Origin of the sequence: Streptomyces sp. NPDC026589, from assembly GCF_040638385.1 — a bacterium.
In the GTDB taxonomy this organism is placed as follows: domain Bacteria; phylum Actinomycetota; class Actinomycetes; order Streptomycetales; family Streptomycetaceae; genus Streptomyces.
This window is the reverse complement of record NZ_JBEZYG010000024.1, coordinates 104,081-118,935: the sequence shown is the minus strand read 5'-3', so window position 1 is coordinate 118,935 and position 14,855 is coordinate 104,081. Positions and strand designations below refer to the sequence as shown.

The following is a 14,855-nucleotide window of genomic DNA, read 5'->3' as shown; positions in this document are numbered from 1 at the left end:
CCTACGGTTTCAGCGTCAGCGTGTCGACGGTGGACGCGTCGACCGCGTCCGCCCCGAAGGACCAGTCGAGCAGTTCACCGTCGACCCACTTGTCGGTCTGATCGGTGTAGTGCGCGCTGAACGCGTGACCGGAGGCCCCGCTGAGGTTGATCCAGCGGGACTTGTCCCAGTCCCCCACGTTGACGACCATCCGCATCGACGGCACCCAGACGACCTCGTAGCCGCTCGCCGCGTTCCAGCCGGTGGCGTTGACCGCCGCCTCGCCGCCGCCGAGGTTCCAGGGGCCTCGGTTGAGCGCCCGCTGGAGCAGGCCGGGGCCTTCGGTGCCGAGGGTCTGGTTCTTCAGCGTCAGCCGGTGCAGGCGGCCCCAGCTCCAGGTGGAGATGTTCTTGCCGAGCTTGGCGGTCAGCTCCCAGCGGGCGTCCTCCATAGCCCGGGCGAACAGGTCGTCCCGGCTCTCCAGGGCGTCCTCGCGGCCCCGGGCGGGGGCCTTCCACCACTCGTTGTCCTGGTCGTCCACGATGTCGCGGACCACCTGGAACCAGCGGTCGCCGCCGTCCGGCTGCGCGGTGTCGCCGTCGCGCTGGCCGCACTCGCGGACGAGCTTCTTCTGCTGGTCGGCCGGGCCGCTGTTCTTGGCCGGCGGCACGTTGAGGCAGTCGCCCTCGACCCGCATCTCCTTGGGCAGCTTGTTGCCGAAGGCGAGTTTCAGGATGTTGCGCCAGACGCCGTTGAAGTACGCGGCGGCGGCCGAGTCGGGCTCCTGGGTGTAGTCCCAGCCCTCCAGCAGCTTCTGGGCTTCGCGGACGCTCGGGTCGGAGATGTTGATCTTCTTCAGCTCGGGCACCAGCAGCGCGGCGATCTCGCTGAAGTTGTCCATCTGCATCTTCTGCATGTCATCGGTCGAGACCTTCTCACCGCCCTTGATCTTCTGGGTCAGGAGGTCGTTGATCCGCTGACTGCGGGCGCCGTAGCCCCAGTCCTTGGTCAGGAGGTGGGGGTACTTCTTCTCGTCGATGACGGCCTGGTTGGCGGTGACGATGAAGCCGCGGTCCGGGTTGTACTCGTACGGCAGCTCCTCGAAGGGGATGTACCCCTCCCATGCGTACTTCGGGTCCCAGCCCGGCGCGGGCGCCGTGCCGTCGTAGCCCTCGGAGCGGACCGGGATCTTGCCCGGGGCCTGGTAGCCGATGTTGCCCTCGGTGTCGGCGTAGATGAGGTTCTGCGAGGGGACCTCGAAGTTCTCGGCGGCCTTCCGGAAGGTGGTGAAGTCCTTGGCCCGGTTGAGCGCGAAGACGGCGTCCATGGACTTCCCGGGCTCCAGCGCGGTCCACTTCAGCGCCACCGCGTAGCCGTCGGCCCGGTCCGGGGCCGCGTTGCTGACGGGGGCCTTCTGGCCGACCTTGTCCAGCTCCTTGCTGCGGTCGGAGACCAGGGGCCCGTTGTTCGTCTCGCGGACCGTGATCTTCCGGTCCCTGCCGCCGGCGACCTTGATGATCTCCTCGCGGGTCTTGAAGGACTTGGTCTCGCCGTCGTACAGGTAGCCGTCGTCGGAGACCTTCTCCAGGAAGAGGTCGGTGACGTCGGCGCCCAGATTGGTGAGGCCCCAGGCGATGTCCTGGTTGTGACCGATGATCACACCGGGCATGCCGGAGAAGGTGTAGCCGGCCGTGTCGTACTGGCAGGTCTTGGAGAGTTCCCGGCAGTGCAGGCCCATCTGGTACCAGAGGGAGGGCAGCATCGGCGCGAGGTGCGGGTCGTTCGCGAGCAGCGCCTTGCCGGACGTCGTGTGCTTGCCGTCGACGACCCAGGAGTTCGAGCCGATGCCGTTGCCGTTCGGGCCGAGCAGCGCCGGGATCTCGTCAAGGGTGTCCGAGAGGGCGGCCATCTGGGTGCTGAGGCCCTCGGTGGCGCCCTCGGCGGTCGACGACCCGATGCTGTCCGACGGGTTCGCCTCGGGGTCGAACTTCCCGGTGGCGGAGGAGATCGCGCCGTTCTCGACGATCGGCTTGTTCCGCTTGTACGGGTAGCCGGGGTACAGGTCCTCGATCTGGTCCTTGTCGAGGCGGCTGGTCAGCAGCGAACGGTCGATCTCGTCCTGCATGTTGCCGCGCAGGTCCCACGCCATCGCCTTCAGCCAGGCCACCGAGTCGACCGGGGTCCACTCGCCGGGCTTGTAGTCGTTGGTCAGCCCCAGAGCCGCGTACTCGACCGAGATGTCCCGGCCTTCCTTGCCCTTCAGATACGCGTTGACGCCCTCCGCGTACGACTGGAGGTTCTTCTTGGTGCTCTCGTCCAGGACCTCGTCGTACTCCTTCTGCGCCACCTTCCGCCAGCCGAGCGTACGCAGGAAGGAATCGGTCTCCACCTGTCCGGAACCGAACATCTCGGAGAGCCGGCCGGACGTCATGTGCCGCCGGACGTCCATCTCCCAGAAGCGGTCCTGGGCCTGGACGAAGCCCTGGGCGCGGAAGAGGTCGGCGTCGGAGTCCGCGTAGATCTGCGGGATTCCGTAGGAGTCACGTTTGACCTCGACGTCCCCGGAAAGGCCGTTCAGAGTCATCGACCCGGTGGTCTGCGGGTACGAGGCCCGCACGGTGGACACGGACCAGTACGCCCCGTATCCGACACCCGCGACGAGCGCCAGCACCAGGACGAGCACGAGCAGGCGGGCGCGTCGCCCCTTCTTCCTGCCGGGCTTCTTCGCGTCGGAAGGGCCGGAAGAGGCGGTTGTGTTGGCGGGCATCGCTGTCCTTCGAGGGGCAGGGTGGTCCTGGGAGTGCAGGAGCAACCATAGGCGCAGCGGAGAAGCCACTCGGACGCGGTATAGGGATGCATCCATTTGCGTCTTCCTCGTACGAACACTCGAACCCGTCAAGGAATCGTTAAAGATTAGGTAAGGTAACGAAGTAACTGGCTGCCGGAGGACGATCCGGCAGGCGCACGCAGGGAAGGAACGGACCCTGACTGTCCACGCGCTCAACGAACTCCTGCTCGTCTGCTCGCTCGTCCTGCTCGTCGCCGTGGTGGCGGTACGGGTCTCCTCGCGCAGCGGGCTCCCCAGCCTGCTCCTGTATCTCGGCATCGGGATCGCCCTGGGGCAGGACGGCATCTTCGACGTCAAGTTCGACAACGCCGAGCTGACGCAGGTCTTCGGCTACGCCGCCCTGGTCGTCATCCTGGCCGAGGGCGGACTCGGGGCGAAGTGGAAAGAAGTCAGACCCGTCCTGCCCGCGGCCGCGGTGATCTCGACCGTCGGCGTCGGCATCAGCGTGGGCGTCACCGCCGCCGCCGCGCACTACCTGGTCGGCCTGGACTGGCGCCAGGCCCTCATCATCGGCGCGGTCGTCTCCTCGACCGACGCGGCCGCCGTCTTCTCCGTGCTGCGCAGGGTTCCCCTGCCGCCCCGGATCACCGGTGTCCTGGAGGCGGAGTCGGGCTTCAACGACGCTCCCGTCGTCATCCTGGTCGTCGCGTTCTCCGCGGTCGGCCCGGTCGAGCACTGGTACATCCTGCTCGCCGAGATCGCCATGGAGCTGGCCATCGGCGCCGCGATCGGCATCGCGGTGGGCTGGCTGGGGTCCCTGGGGCTGCGGCACGTGGCGCTGCCCGCCTCCGGCCTCTACCCGATCGCCGTGATGGCCATCGCCGTCTCCGCGTACGCGGCGGGCGCCATGGCCCACGGCAGCGGGTTCCTCGCCGTCTACCTGGCCGCGATGATCCTCGGCAACTCCAAGCTGCCGCACTGGCCCGCCACCCGGGGCTTCGCGGACGGGCTCGGCTGGCTGGCCCAGATCGGCATGTTCGTGCTGCTCGGCCTGCTCGTCACCCCGCACGACCTGGTCGACGACTTCTGGCCCGCCATCGTCGTGGGCCTGGTGCTGACCATGGTGGCGCGGCCGTTGTCGGTCTTCCTGAGCCTCGCACCGTTCCGGCTGCCGGCCCGCGAGAAGGTCCTGATGTCCTGGGCCGGGCTGCGCGGGGCGGTGCCCATCGTCCTGGCGACCATTCCGATGGTGTCCGGGGTGGAGGGCAGTACGAGAATCTTCAACATCGTTTTCGTCCTGGTCATCGTCTACACCCTCATCCAGGGCCCGACGCTGCCCTGGGTCGCGAACAAGCTGAACATCGCCGACGATCCGGCCGAGGCCGCCGACCTGGGCATCGAGTCGGCCCCGCTGGAGCGGCTGCGCGGACACCTGCTGTCGGTCGCCATCCCCACGAAGTCCAAGATGCACGGCGTCGAGGTCGGCGAGCTCCGGCTCCCGGCGGGCGCCGCGGTCACGCTGGTGGTCCGTGAGGGCAAGAGCTTCGTGCCGTCCCCGGCGACGGTGCTGCGGCGCGGGGACGAGCTGCTGGTGGTGGCCACCGATCCGGTGCGGGACAGGGCGGAGGAGCGGCTGCGGGCGGTCGGCGAGGGCGGCAAACTGGCCGGCTGGCTGGGCACCGGCAGAACCCCCGCCGCCGGCGCGCCCGGCACGGCGGGGCCCCATGGCGGTTCAGCCATACCCCAGGCGATGAAGCTGGCCAAGAAGCTCGGCGGCGCGAGTGCCAGTGCCAACGGCAGTGGCAGTGGCAGTGGCAGTGGCACTGGCAGCGTGAACGGCAGCAGCGGCAGCGGCACGAGGACCAGTCCCTGAGGCTGCTCCCTGGAGCAGCCTGAGGCCCCATGAGGCGACGACTCAGGGAATCGGCAGCGCACGCGTCGTAGATCACAGGCTGATACGGAAGCCCTGTACGCAATCACAGGCGCACAGGGCTTCCTGCCTGTACGATTAAGGGCAAACCTGATCGACCAACTCTGTCTGAAGCAGAGCTGGCGCGACCGTATGGCGGTCGTGGTGTCTCTTCGCCCGGCGTTTCTTCGCCGATTGCAGCGAGTCGCCCGGCATCTACCGCAGTTCCGCGCGAAGAGGACAGCTCTCGGCCGCTTCCGTCCGGCCCGCCCCACAAGGGCGCCGGGAAGCAGGGCCACCAGGCGGCAGAAAGACAAGGACCGTGGCGACCACGGTCTCCGACCGCCCCGGATACGGGCAACTCCTGCGCACCCCCGGTGCGTGGACCTTCCTCCTCCCGGGCTTCGCCGCACGGCAGCCCTTCGCGATGCTCACCATCGGCATCGTCCTCCTCGTGCAGCACACCACCGGCTCGTACGGCAGCGCCGGCGCCGTCGCGGCGGTCTCCGGCGTCTCCATGGCGCTGTTCGCCCCGCAGAGCGGCAAGCTCGCCGACCGCTTCGGGCAGCGCGCCGTCCTGCTGCCCGGAGTGCTTCTCCACGCCGTCTCCGTGAGCGCCCTGACCGTACTGGCGCTGGCGGACGCACCCCTGTGGGTGCTGTTCGTCGCCGCCGTGCCGACCGGCGCCTCCATCCCACAGGTCGGCCCCATGGTGCGGGCCCGCTGGGCGGCGATGCTGGGGGCGACCCCCGACCGGCCCGCCTCTCCGCTGATGTCCACCGCGGCCGCGTTCGAGTCGGTGACGGACGAGTTCACGTTCGTACTCGGCCCGGTGATCGCCACCGCGCTCTGCACCGGCGTGCACCCGGCGGCCGGTCTGATCACGGAAGCCGCCCTGACCCTGGTCGGCGGCCTGTTCTTCGCCGCGCAGCGTGCCACCCAGCCCGCCCCTCGCAACGCGGCCACCGCGGCCGAGCCCCACGCCTCGGCGCTCTCCGTGCCGGGTGTGCGCGTCCTGGCCGTCGCCTTCCTGGGCATCGGCGCGGTCTTCGGCGGGATGCAGGTCTCACTGACCGCGTTCTCCGAGGAGATCGGCCACCCCGGGGTGAACGGTGTCCTCTACGGGGTCTTCGCGGCGGGCAACATGCTGGCCGGCATCGCCTGCGGCGCCATCGCCTGGAAGAGCAGCCCGCGCCGACGGCTGATCGTCGGGTACGTGGCGCTGACCCTCACCGCGTCCGGCCTGTGGGCCGTGCACTCGGTGCCGCTGCTGGCCGGGCTCGGCCTGCTGGTCGGCCTCTGCATCGCTCCGGCGCTGATCAGCGGCTACACCCTGGTCGATGCGCTGGTGCCCGCCACCGCCCGCACCGAGGCCTTCACCTGGCTGACGGGCGCCGTGGCGCTCGGACAGGCCGCGGCCGTGACCGTGGCGGGGCAACTCGCCGACGCCCATGGCGCGAGCACCGGTTTCCTGGTGCCTCTGGCCGGAACCGTGCTGGCGCTGATGACCTTGCTGGCCCTGCGCTCGCGGCTGACTCCGCGGTCCTCGGGGCGCACCGTCGCACGTGCGATCGGTCACCGCGAGCCGGTCACGGTGGACTGATTCAACGGAATACGTCAGTATGGAGCGTCGTTAGCACTCATTGAGTGAGAGTGCCAGGAGGAGCAAGTGCCGACCTATCAGTACCAGTGCACCGAGTGCGGCGAGGGCCTCGAGGCGGTGCAGAAGTTCACCGATGATGCCCTGACCGTGTGCCCGAGCTGCGACGGACGCCTCAAGAAGGTGTTCTCCGCGGTCGGCATCGTCTTCAAGGGTTCCGGTTTCTACCGGAACGACAGCCGCGGCTCCTCGACGAGCAGCACGCCGGCGTCGGCGGGCTCGAAGTCGTCCGACTCCGCGTCGTCCTCGACGTCGGGTTCGGACACGAAGGCGAGCGCGACAGCGTCGTCGTCCTCTTCGTCCGGCTCCTCCTCGTCGTCGGCCTCCGCGCCGGCCTCGTCGAGCGGTACGCCGGCCGCCTGAGCCCGCGTACGCCTCAACTGCTTTTCACCGGACCCCGCCGAGGCCACTCGGCGGGGTCCGGGCGTTCGTCCCGCCCATCGCCCCTCCGGATACGGTGACCGCATGGCGAACCCACTTGACGAAACGAGCTCCGGTACGGGTACGACGGGTACCGGGAGCTCCGCGGAGATCGGTGTCATCGGCGGCTCGGGCTTCTACTCCTTCCTGGAGGACGTCACCGAGGTCTCCGTGGACACCCCTTACGGGAAGCCGAGCGACTCGGTCTTCCTCGGCGAGCTCGGCGGCCGGCGGGTGGCCTTCCTGCCCCGCCACGGACGGGGCCACCACCTGCCGCCGCACCGCATCAACTACCGGGCCAACCTCTGGGCGCTGCGCTCCGTCGGGGTCCGGCAGGTGCTCGGCCCGTGCGCGGTGGGCGGGCTGCGGCCGGAGTACGGGCCGGGCACCCTGCTCGTGCCCGACCAGCTGGTGGACCGCACCAAGGCCCGCGTACAGACCTTTTACGACGGTGAGACCCGGGCCGACGGAACCGTGCCGAACGTCGTCCACCTGGGCTTCGCCGACCCGTACTGCCCCGAGGGCCGCAGGGCCGCACTCGCCGCGGCCCGCGGACGCGACTGGGAGCCGGTGGACGGCGGCACCCTGGTGGTCGTCGAGGGGCCCCGCTTCTCGACCCGTGCGGAATCGCGCTGGCACGCGGCGATGGGCTGGTCGGTCGTGGGCATGACCGGACACCCCGAAGCGGTCCTCGCCCGTGAGCTGGGCCTCTGCTACACGACGATGACCCTGGTGACCGACCTGGACGCGGGGGCCGAGGCGGGCGAGGGCGTCTCGCACGAGGAGGTGCTCCAGGTGTTCGCGGCCAACGTGGACCGGCTGCGCTCGGTGCTGTTCGACGCGGTGGCCGGACTGCCGGGGAACGAGAACCGCAACTGCACGTGCGCCCACGCCCTGGACGGGATCGACACGGGGATCGCTCTGCCGTAGCGGGCATCGCCGCCGCTCGGGCAGGGCGGACCGCGCCGGAACGGGTGACGGAGTTATCCCCAGTGCGAGGACTGTCCACAGGCCTCAGCGGGATCTGCGTGGGCGGGGGAAAGTGAGGGGAGTTCGGCCGGATCAACCGGTCCGAACTCCCCTTTCGCGTTCCCTTTCGCGTTCCCTTTCCCTTGCCCTCGTCCGCCCGAATCGAGGTGGTGCCATGTCCACGTCCCCGTGCACATCCCCGTGCACGCCCCCGTCTCCGTCCCTGTTCACGCCCCCGTCCACGCTCACATCCGTATCCGCTCCCGCTCCGGCTCCCACGTCCATGCCTCCTTTCCCGTCTCGGTCCCCTTCGGCGTCTCGGTCCCCGTCCCGGTGCCCGTCTCCGCCTCCGCCTCCGGCGCCGGTGCCCGCGCCGTGCGGGGTGGGGCCGTTCGGGCCCGTGCGCGTGCGGGGCGGTGGCGCGGACCGGCTGCGCCGGATGCTGCGCCGACAGCGGCGGGCGGCAGCTGCGGGGCTCGCGCTGGCGGGTGCCGCGCTGGCCACCACCGGTCTGAGCGGTGCCGACGGAGAGGCCGGCCCACCGGAGGCTCCGCCGGCGGCCGGCAGGTCGTCCGTGCGGCTGGTCTCCGCGCCGGTCAGGATCGCGGACCCGGAGACCGTACGGCTGCTGCGCCCCGGGGACCGGGTCGATGTGATCGCGGTCGGAGATACCGGCGACGAAGCGCGCGTGGTGGCGCGAGGGGTGCGCGTGGCGAAGGTGCCGCACGCGGCCGCGGGATCCGGCGGTCTCGCGGCGGACGTTTCCGGCGCCGGGGCGGAGGCCGGGGCGGAGGCCGGGGCGCTGGTGGTGTTGTCCGTGGAGCGGTCGACGGCCACCGCGCTGTTGGGCGCGGGCGTTTCGGGCCGGCTGGCCGTGGCGGTGGCCGATGCGAACTGACGTCCTCTCAAGTCACCCAGGAGGCCCAATGGGTTGGACAGTGCTGCCTTCTCCCGCCTTGGGTGGCGGAGCAGTTTGCTCCCCTCACCGCCCATGCGAAGGAAGGCTCACCCGTGAACGAGAAGAAGGTCAGTCTGCTGGAGGGCTTCAAGGTCTTCCTGACGCGCGGCAATGTGATCGACCTCGCGGTGGCTGTCGTCATCGGCGCAGCGTTCACCAACATCGTGAACGCTGTCGTCAAGGGCGTGATCAACCCCCTGGTCGGCGCGTTCGGCACCCAGGACCTGGACAGCTACAGCTCCTGCCTCGAGGGCCCCTGCACCACGGACCCGAAGACCGGAGAGATGGACGGGATCGAGATCCTGTGGGGCTCGGTGCTCAGCGCCGCCCTCAGCTTCCTGATCACCGCCGCCGTCGTGTACTTCCTGATGGTGCTGCCGATGGCCAAGTACCTGGCCAGGCGGGCGGCCATGCAGGCCGCCAAGGAAGGCGTGCAGGAGACGATGGAGGTGAGCGAGCTGGAGGTGCTGAAGGAGATCCGCGACGCCCTCGTGGCGCAGCGCACCGGTGGCGCTCCCGGCTCCCCCGGACCGGACTCGGGCGAAGGCCCGGGCGGAACGAGCGGGACAGCCGCGGGTCCGCGCGAGGACCGGTAGTCCTCAGGGCCATCGCTCAGATGTGGTGGGGCGGCTTCTCGTCCAGGAAGCGGGCGAGGTCGGCGGCGCTGCCGCCGGAGAGAGGCCGCTCGCCCCACCCCTGGTCCGTATCGTCCGCGGACTGCCGGTCCAGCGGATCGTCGAAGTCCAGAACCGGCTTGGGCTTCGGTTCCCTGTGCGGCTGTTCCTGTGGCTGCTGCTGCTTCGCATCGCGCGGGCTGGGGGCGGGGGCGGCGCTCATGTCTCCAGGGTACGGCGGCCCACCACGAGGTGTGAGCCGCCGTGGAGCCGGGCGGGGGGGTGTCAGCGGTCCTTCGGGTCGATGAGCCACAGCCCGAGCACGACGAGGAACGACAGGCAGAGGAAGCCGGCCCCCCACCAGGCCGTGCCGGTGTTGCCCTCCATCCACTCGTCGATCAGGACCGTGAGTCCCCAGAGCTGGCCGATGACGACGGTCATGGCCAGGGTGAGCCGGGCGGTCAGCTTCGAGGAGCGCTCGGGGTCCTGGTCGGTGCCCGCTCCGGGCCCGGGGCCGGTGTGCCGGACGCGGGGGTCCCCGTATCCGCTGGTGGGGCGGATCTGCGGATACCGCTCGTGGACGGGCCGGTTCAGTTCGGGATCGGCGCTGCCGGGGTGGTACGTGGGGTAGTGGCTGCCGGGGGGCGGCAGCGGCTGTTCGGGGTGCGGGGCGTCGCTCATGCCCGCCTGCCCGGGTTCTCGGCGGTGGCGGAGGGCTCGCGCGCGCCGGCGGCCCGGGGCGGGGATTCGGCTCCGCCGCCGATGTCGGGGCAGCCGATGCGGGAGGCGAGGTCGGGGCGGTCGCCGCCGAGCTGGCGGCAGAGGCCTCCCTCGACGCTCTCACCGGAGCGGGTGGTCCCCACGGCCCAGACGCTGCCGTCGTCCTGCTCGATGACCACGACCTTGGGCAGCCCGCGTGGTGGCGGCCCCGCCGTGACCTCTCCGGACCGGGCGTCGAAGACTCCTTCGTGGCACGGGCAGTACAGCTCGCCCTCGCTCCCCCGGTCCTTGCGCCAGAGCACGGCGCAGGCGAGGTGGGTGCAGACGGCGGAGTAGCCGACGAGGGTGCCGTCGTCGAGGCGGACGGCGACGGCCCGGTCCTCCTCGTCCGGGTAGCGGAAGGTGATCGACTCGCCGGGCAGGAGTCGCCCGGCGATGCGCTTCGCCTCGGGTGCCTTGCCCTCCTCGCCGTCCCCGTGGCGGTGGAGCATGCCCGCGGCCACCCCGATGCCGCCGACGGCGAGACCGCCGGAGACGGTGGTGACGATCCGGAGGTAGTCGCGTCGGGTGGTGAGGGAGTCGGCGGCGATGCGGTCCTGGAGGGCCTCGCGCGGGTCTCCTCCGGCAGGGTGTTCTCCGCCCGGCTGCTGATCGGTGACGCTCATCGGCGGACGTCCTTCCCGTTGATCTCCACGACGGGAAGCCCGCCGGGTACCGGCCACTGGACCCGTTCGGCGGGGACGACCATGGCCACACCGGTGCGGACCTCGGTCTCGCCGAAGACGAAGGTGTCGGCGACCTGGACGCCGGGGCGCTCCGCCTGGAGCTCCTCGACGGTTCCGTAGAAGAGAGCTCCGGTCGGGCAGACGGTGGCGCACATCGGGGCGAGACCGTAGGCGGTGCGGTCGTAGCAGAGGTTGCACTTCATCTGCAGCTTCGCCTGGAGGTCGATCTTCGGTACGCCGAAGGGGCAGGCGTTGACGCAGTTGGAGCAGCCGATGCAGCGGGTGGTGTCGGCCTGCTGCACCACGCCGTCCGCGGTCACCAGGATCGCGTCGGCGGGACAGACCTCGGCGCACGGGGCGACCGGGTCCTCGCAGTGCATGCAGACGGTGGGGAGGGAGGCGACTGAGTGACCCTCGTCGGTGTAGTCGAGGTGGATCATCGATGTGCCGCGGTGCGAGTCGCACTCGCGGCAGGCGGAGACACAGGCCTGGCAGCCGATGCAACGCCCCGGGTCGATGAAGATCGTTCTGCCCATCATGGGGCTTCAGCTCCTCTCCGAGGTGCCGCGGCCCTGGGGGGCCGTGGGAGGCAGCGGGTCGGTACGGGAGACCTGGGTCTCCGGGTAGGCGACATGGCCGGGAGCGACCGGCGGGGCGGGCACCTCGTCGATCCGCTCGGCGTGCTCGATACGGCAGGCGCACACCTTGTACTCGGGGATCTTGGACCGGGGGTCGAGGGCGTCGATGGTGAGGGCGTTGGCCGCGGTGGGGACGGGCCAGTGGTACGGGATGAACACCGTGTCGGGGCGGATCGCCTCGGTGACCAGGGCGGGGAAGACCTCGCTGCCGCGCCGGGTGACGACGCGGACGGGCTCGCCGTTGCGGAAGCCGTGCGAGGGGTGGATCTCGGCCCAGGGTCGCGGGGTCTGTTCGACGAGGGCGCCGAGCCTGCGGGTCTGGTTGCCGGAGAGGAAGTGGGCGACGGTGCGGCCGGTGGTGAGCGACATGGGGTGCTCGTCGTCGTACGGGTCCATCGGCGGGTGCCATTCGACGGCCTGGAGGTGGATCTTGCCGTCGGGGTGGTAGGTCTTCCCGTCCTCGAAGAGGCGCGGGGTGCCGGGATGGTCGGTGGTCGGGCAGGGCCAGGCGATGCCGCCGGTCTCCTCCAGGCGTTCGTAGGTGATGCCGTAGTAGTCGTTGACGGTGCCGGCGGAGGCGACGCGCAGCTCGTCGAAGACCGACCGGGAGTCGGGGAAGTCGAATTTGTCGCCGACGCCGAGCCGTCGGGCGAGTTCGCACATGGCCCAGGTGTCGGTGCGGACGCCGGGCGGCGGGTCCTGGGCCTTGTTGTGCTTGACCACGCGGGCTTCCGCGTTGGCCATCACTCCTTCGTCCTCGGCCCAGGTGGTGACGGGGAAGACGACATGGGCGTTGGCCGCGGTCTCGGAGAGGAAGAAGTCGAATTGCGCGTGGAACTCGGTGGCGTCGTACCCCTCCTTGACCACCCGGTAGTTGGGCAGGGAGACGAAGGGGTTGTTGCAGATGCCGATGAGGCCGCGGATCTCGCGGCGCTGCATCTGCCAGACCATTTCCATCATGGAGGTCCCGGCGGGCGGGAGGTCGGACTCCTCGATGCCCCAGATCTCGCAGATCTGGCGGCGGTGCTCCTCGTTCATGATGGAGCGTCCGCCGGGGAGGAGGTCCGCCTTCTGGCCGTGCTCGCGGCCGCCCTGCCCGTTGCCCTGGCCGGTGATGGTGCCGTAGCCGGCGCCGGGTCTGCCGATGTGGCCGGTGGCGGTGCAGAGGTTGATCACGGTGAGGCAGTTCTCGACGCCCTGCGAGTGGTGCTCGATGCCCCGGGCGTGCCAGGCCATGGCCCTGGGGGCGCGGGCGAAGGTCCGGGCGACCTGGACGATCTGCTCGGCGGGGATCCCGCAGATCGCGGCGGCGCGGGAGGGCGGGTACTCGGCGGCCTTGGCCTTGACCTCCTCCCAGCCGGTGGCGTGGGCGGCGAGGTAGTTCTCGTCGGTGAGCCCTTCCTCGATGACGACGTGCAGGACGGAGGTGAAGAAGGCGGAGTCGGTGCCGGGCTTGAGGGCGACGTGGATGTCGGCGGTCCGGGCGATGGCGGTCTCGCGCGGGTCGATGACGATGAGGCTGGCCCCTCGGTCCCGGGCCCCCCAGACGTACTGGGTCATCACGGGGAAGCACTCGCCGACGTTGGAGCCCGCGATGAGCAGGCAGTCGGTGAGCAGGATGTCGGAGAAGGGGTTGCCGGCCCGGTCGATGCCGAAGGCCAGCTTGTTGGCGCCCGCCGCGCTGACCATGCAGAGGCGGCCGTTGTAGTCGACGTGCCGGGTCTTGAGCGCGACCCGGCCGAACTTGCCCACCAGATAGGTCTTCTCGGAGAACAGGCTGGCCCCGCCGAGGAGCCCGAAGGCGTCGTTGCCGTGGGTCTGCTGGATGCGCTTGATCTCGGAGACGGTGAAGTCGAGCGCCTCCTCCCAGGAGACCTCGCGGAACTCCTCGTCGCGGGAGCGGCGCATCAGCGGGGCGGTCAGCCGGTCGGGGTGGTTGACCTGCTGGTAGGCGTTGATGCCCTTGGGGCAGAGCCGCATCCGGTTGATGTCGTGGTTGCGGGGTTCGACACCGAAGACCTTGCCGCCGCGGTCCACGCGCAGGTACATCCCGCACTGGACACCGCAGAAGCAGCAGTGGGTCGGCACGAGAGTCTCGCCGTTCTGGTCGGCGTGCCACTGGTCGGCCGGGATGCCGCCCGCGTCCCGGAAGGCGCGGGTGCCGGGAGGGGCGAGGGAGGGGTCCAGGGGGATGAAGGTGCGGCGGTCGGCAGCGGGTCGCGGGTCCGCGGTCATTTGAAGCCCTTCTTCACATGGGTGAGGTAGGCGCTGCCGCGCAGCACCCGCTTGCAGCGCGGGCAGTACTCGGCCCAGGAGTCGAAGTCGAGCCGGAGGTCGCGCATGGTGCCGCGCAGGTTCTCGACGTAGGGGCCGGTGTCGATGGGCTCCTCGCAGCGGCGGCAGGCGAACACCTCGTCGTCCTTGCGGCCGGTGTACTTGAACAGCTGCATGCCGACCGCGGCCGGTCGCTGGACGATGTGGAAGAACTTGCCGAACGGGATGTAGATGAGCGTGAAGACGACCGACACCATGTGCAGGATCGCGAGGAACTGGTAGCCGCCGCCGTGCAGGAAGATCGAGGAGAAGGTGAGCAGCAGCCCCGTGACGGAGATGACGATGAGCGCGATCAGCGGCACCAGGTCGTAGGCGAAGCGCTGGCCGGTGGCGGCGCCGCGGTCCTTCATGCGGCGCCACAGGAAGTACGAGGCGCCGGGGATGACGAGGACGGCGGCGATGTCCAGGCCGTGGAACATCAGCCAGCCGAGGACGTTGAGCGAGTCGAATCCGAGGATCTTGAAGCCCCAGATCCGCATCTCGTAGCCGGGTCCCGATCCGCTGCCGGACGTGAAGGTGAACCAGCCCCAGGTGAGCGGGAAGGTGATCAGGGCGGCGAGGACGCAGCCCCAGAAGATCAGCTGGTGGGCGGCCCAGCGGGCGTGGGAGCGGGCGCCGAGGAACTTCTGGAAGCCCAGATAGGTGGCGATCATCTTCGGCAGGGCGGTGGGCGCCCTGCGGAAGTTGTCCAGGGAGAAGAGGCTGCGCCAGCCCTGTTTGAAGAGGCGTCGGGCACCGGGGGCGGAGATCCAGACGGTGTACCGGTAGGCGACGCCGAAAGCGAGGAAGACCGTGGCCACGGCGTAGGGGAGGAGGGCCGAGTCGAAGTTGCGCAGCATACGGCTGCCGAGCACGATCGCGAGGATCAGCCCGGCGGAGACAGCCACGCCGACGAGCGTCGCCCGGGTGGTGACGGACTGGGGGCCGGTAGCGGAGAGAGACGTGGCCGAGGAGCCGTCAGGGACGTCGGGCTCGGCTGCTGCGGTGGCTTCTGAGGGCTCGGTCACCCGGCCACCGTAGGACTATTTGGGTTGATTGGACCCGTTTTGGTGGGTGAGAGAGTGAGAGGGTCGCCCGGACAGTCGCAAGGGTCGCCTTGCCCGGGCGGGGCGCTTCGGGCGCACCGCGCCCCGCTCGCCCG

The 14,855-nt window shown here is 70.2% G+C and carries 13 protein-coding genes; 6 read left to right on the top strand and 7 right to left on the bottom strand.

Annotated features, from left to right (window positions below):
• Window position 1: 1 nt before the first annotated feature.
• The gene (locus AB0F29_RS32575) at window positions 2-2,746 is read right to left on the bottom strand and encodes a penicillin acylase family protein (protein WP_361879756.1); all 2,745 of its coding nucleotides are present in this window, start codon (window positions 2,744-2,746) and stop codon (window positions 2-4) included.
• Between the two features lie 217 nt (window positions 2,747-2,963).
• On the opposite strand from AB0F29_RS32575, the gene AB0F29_RS32570 reads away from it, so the two are divergent.
• The 6 genes from AB0F29_RS32570 (at window position 2,964) to AB0F29_RS32545 (ending at window position 9,279) form a co-directional block, all read left to right on the top strand.
• Window positions 2,964-4,640 carry a potassium/proton antiporter gene (locus AB0F29_RS32570; RefSeq protein WP_361879825.1) on the top strand — a complete coding sequence of 559 codons (1,677 nt, stop codon included), beginning with the start codon at window positions 2,964-2,966 and terminating at the stop codon, window positions 4,638-4,640.
• Window positions 4,641-4,998: 358 nt separating this feature from the next.
• Window positions 4,999-6,279, top strand: coding sequence for an MFS transporter (locus AB0F29_RS32565; RefSeq protein ID WP_361879753.1), 1,281 nt, complete (start codon window positions 4,999-5,001; stop codon window positions 6,277-6,279).
• A gap of 66 nt (window positions 6,280-6,345) precedes the next feature.
• The gene (locus tag AB0F29_RS32560; protein WP_361879750.1) at window positions 6,346-6,699 is read left to right on the top strand and encodes an FmdB family zinc ribbon protein; all 354 of its coding nucleotides are present in this window, start codon (window positions 6,346-6,348) and stop codon (window positions 6,697-6,699) included.
• 102 nt (window positions 6,700-6,801) lie between these two features.
• Window positions 6,802-7,686 carry an S-methyl-5'-thioadenosine phosphorylase gene (locus AB0F29_RS32555; protein WP_361879749.1) on the top strand — a complete coding sequence of 295 codons (885 nt, stop codon included), beginning with the start codon at window positions 6,802-6,804 and terminating at the stop codon, window positions 7,684-7,686.
• Between the two features lie 445 nt (window positions 7,687-8,131).
• Window positions 8,132-8,623, top strand: a complete 492-nt coding sequence (locus AB0F29_RS32550) for a hypothetical protein (RefSeq protein ID WP_361879822.1) — start codon at window positions 8,132-8,134, stop codon at window positions 8,621-8,623.
• A 113-nt stretch (window positions 8,624-8,736) separates the two neighbouring features.
• Window positions 8,737-9,279: an MscL family protein gene (locus tag AB0F29_RS32545; protein ID WP_361879746.1), complete on the top strand. Its 543-nt coding sequence runs from the start codon at window positions 8,737-8,739 to the stop codon at window positions 9,277-9,279.
• A gap of 16 nt (window positions 9,280-9,295) precedes the next feature.
• Here the strand turns inward: AB0F29_RS32545 and AB0F29_RS32540 are convergent, their stop codons facing one another.
• The 6 genes from AB0F29_RS32540 to AB0F29_RS32515 form a co-directional block, all read right to left on the bottom strand.
• The gene (locus AB0F29_RS32540) at window positions 9,296-9,520 is read right to left on the bottom strand and encodes a hypothetical protein (protein WP_018961118.1); all 225 of its coding nucleotides are present in this window, start codon (window positions 9,518-9,520) and stop codon (window positions 9,296-9,298) included.
• A 62-nt stretch (window positions 9,521-9,582) separates the two neighbouring features.
• The gene (locus tag AB0F29_RS32535; protein ID WP_018961119.1) at window positions 9,583-9,978 is read right to left on the bottom strand and encodes a hypothetical protein; all 396 of its coding nucleotides are present in this window, start codon (window positions 9,976-9,978) and stop codon (window positions 9,583-9,585) included.
• On the bottom strand, window positions 9,975-10,682 hold the full coding sequence (locus AB0F29_RS32530) for a Rieske (2Fe-2S) protein (protein ID WP_361879742.1): 708 nt from the start codon (window positions 10,680-10,682) through the stop codon (window positions 9,975-9,977). Before AB0F29_RS32530 ends, AB0F29_RS32535 begins: the two co-directional genes overlap by 4 nt.
• A complete protein-coding gene (locus AB0F29_RS32525) occupies window positions 10,679-11,281 on the bottom strand; it encodes a 4Fe-4S dicluster domain-containing protein (protein WP_003968479.1) in 603 nt (200 codons plus the stop codon). Before AB0F29_RS32525 ends, AB0F29_RS32530 begins: the two co-directional genes overlap by 4 nt.
• Window positions 11,282-11,287: 6 nt before the next feature.
• Window positions 11,288-13,615 carry a molybdopterin oxidoreductase family protein gene (locus tag AB0F29_RS32520; protein ID WP_361879738.1) on the bottom strand — a complete coding sequence of 776 codons (2,328 nt, stop codon included), beginning with the start codon at window positions 13,613-13,615 and terminating at the stop codon, window positions 11,288-11,290.
• Entirely contained in the window at window positions 13,612-14,721 is a 1,110-nt protein-coding gene (locus AB0F29_RS32515) for an MFS transporter (RefSeq protein WP_361879735.1), read from the bottom strand. The genes AB0F29_RS32520 and AB0F29_RS32515 overlap by 4 nt, the downstream gene beginning before the upstream one ends.
• Window positions 14,722-14,855: the final 134 nt, after the last annotated feature.

Coding starts and splice junctions, on each gene's coding strand:
- AB0F29_RS32575 (WP_361879756.1), bottom strand. CDS start 2,746: ATGCCCGCCAACACAACCGCCTCTTCCGGCCCTTCCGACGCGAAGAAG.
- AB0F29_RS32555 (WP_361879749.1), top strand. CDS start 6,802: ATGGCGAACCCACTTGACGAAACGAGCTCCGGTACGGGTACGACGGGT.
- AB0F29_RS32540 (WP_018961118.1), bottom strand. CDS start 9,520: ATGAGCGCCGCCCCCGCCCCCAGCCCGCGCGATGCGAAGCAGCAGCAG.
- AB0F29_RS32535 (WP_018961119.1), bottom strand. CDS start 9,978: ATGAGCGACGCCCCGCACCCCGAACAGCCGCTGCCGCCCCCCGGCAGC.
- AB0F29_RS32530 (WP_361879742.1), bottom strand. CDS start 10,682: ATGAGCGTCACCGATCAGCAGCCGGGCGGAGAACACCCTGCCGGAGGA.
- AB0F29_RS32525 (WP_003968479.1), bottom strand. CDS start 11,281: ATGATGGGCAGAACGATCTTCATCGACCCGGGGCGTTGCATCGGCTGC.
- AB0F29_RS32520 (WP_361879738.1), bottom strand. CDS start 13,615: ATGACCGCGGACCCGCGACCCGCTGCCGACCGCCGCACCTTCATCCCC.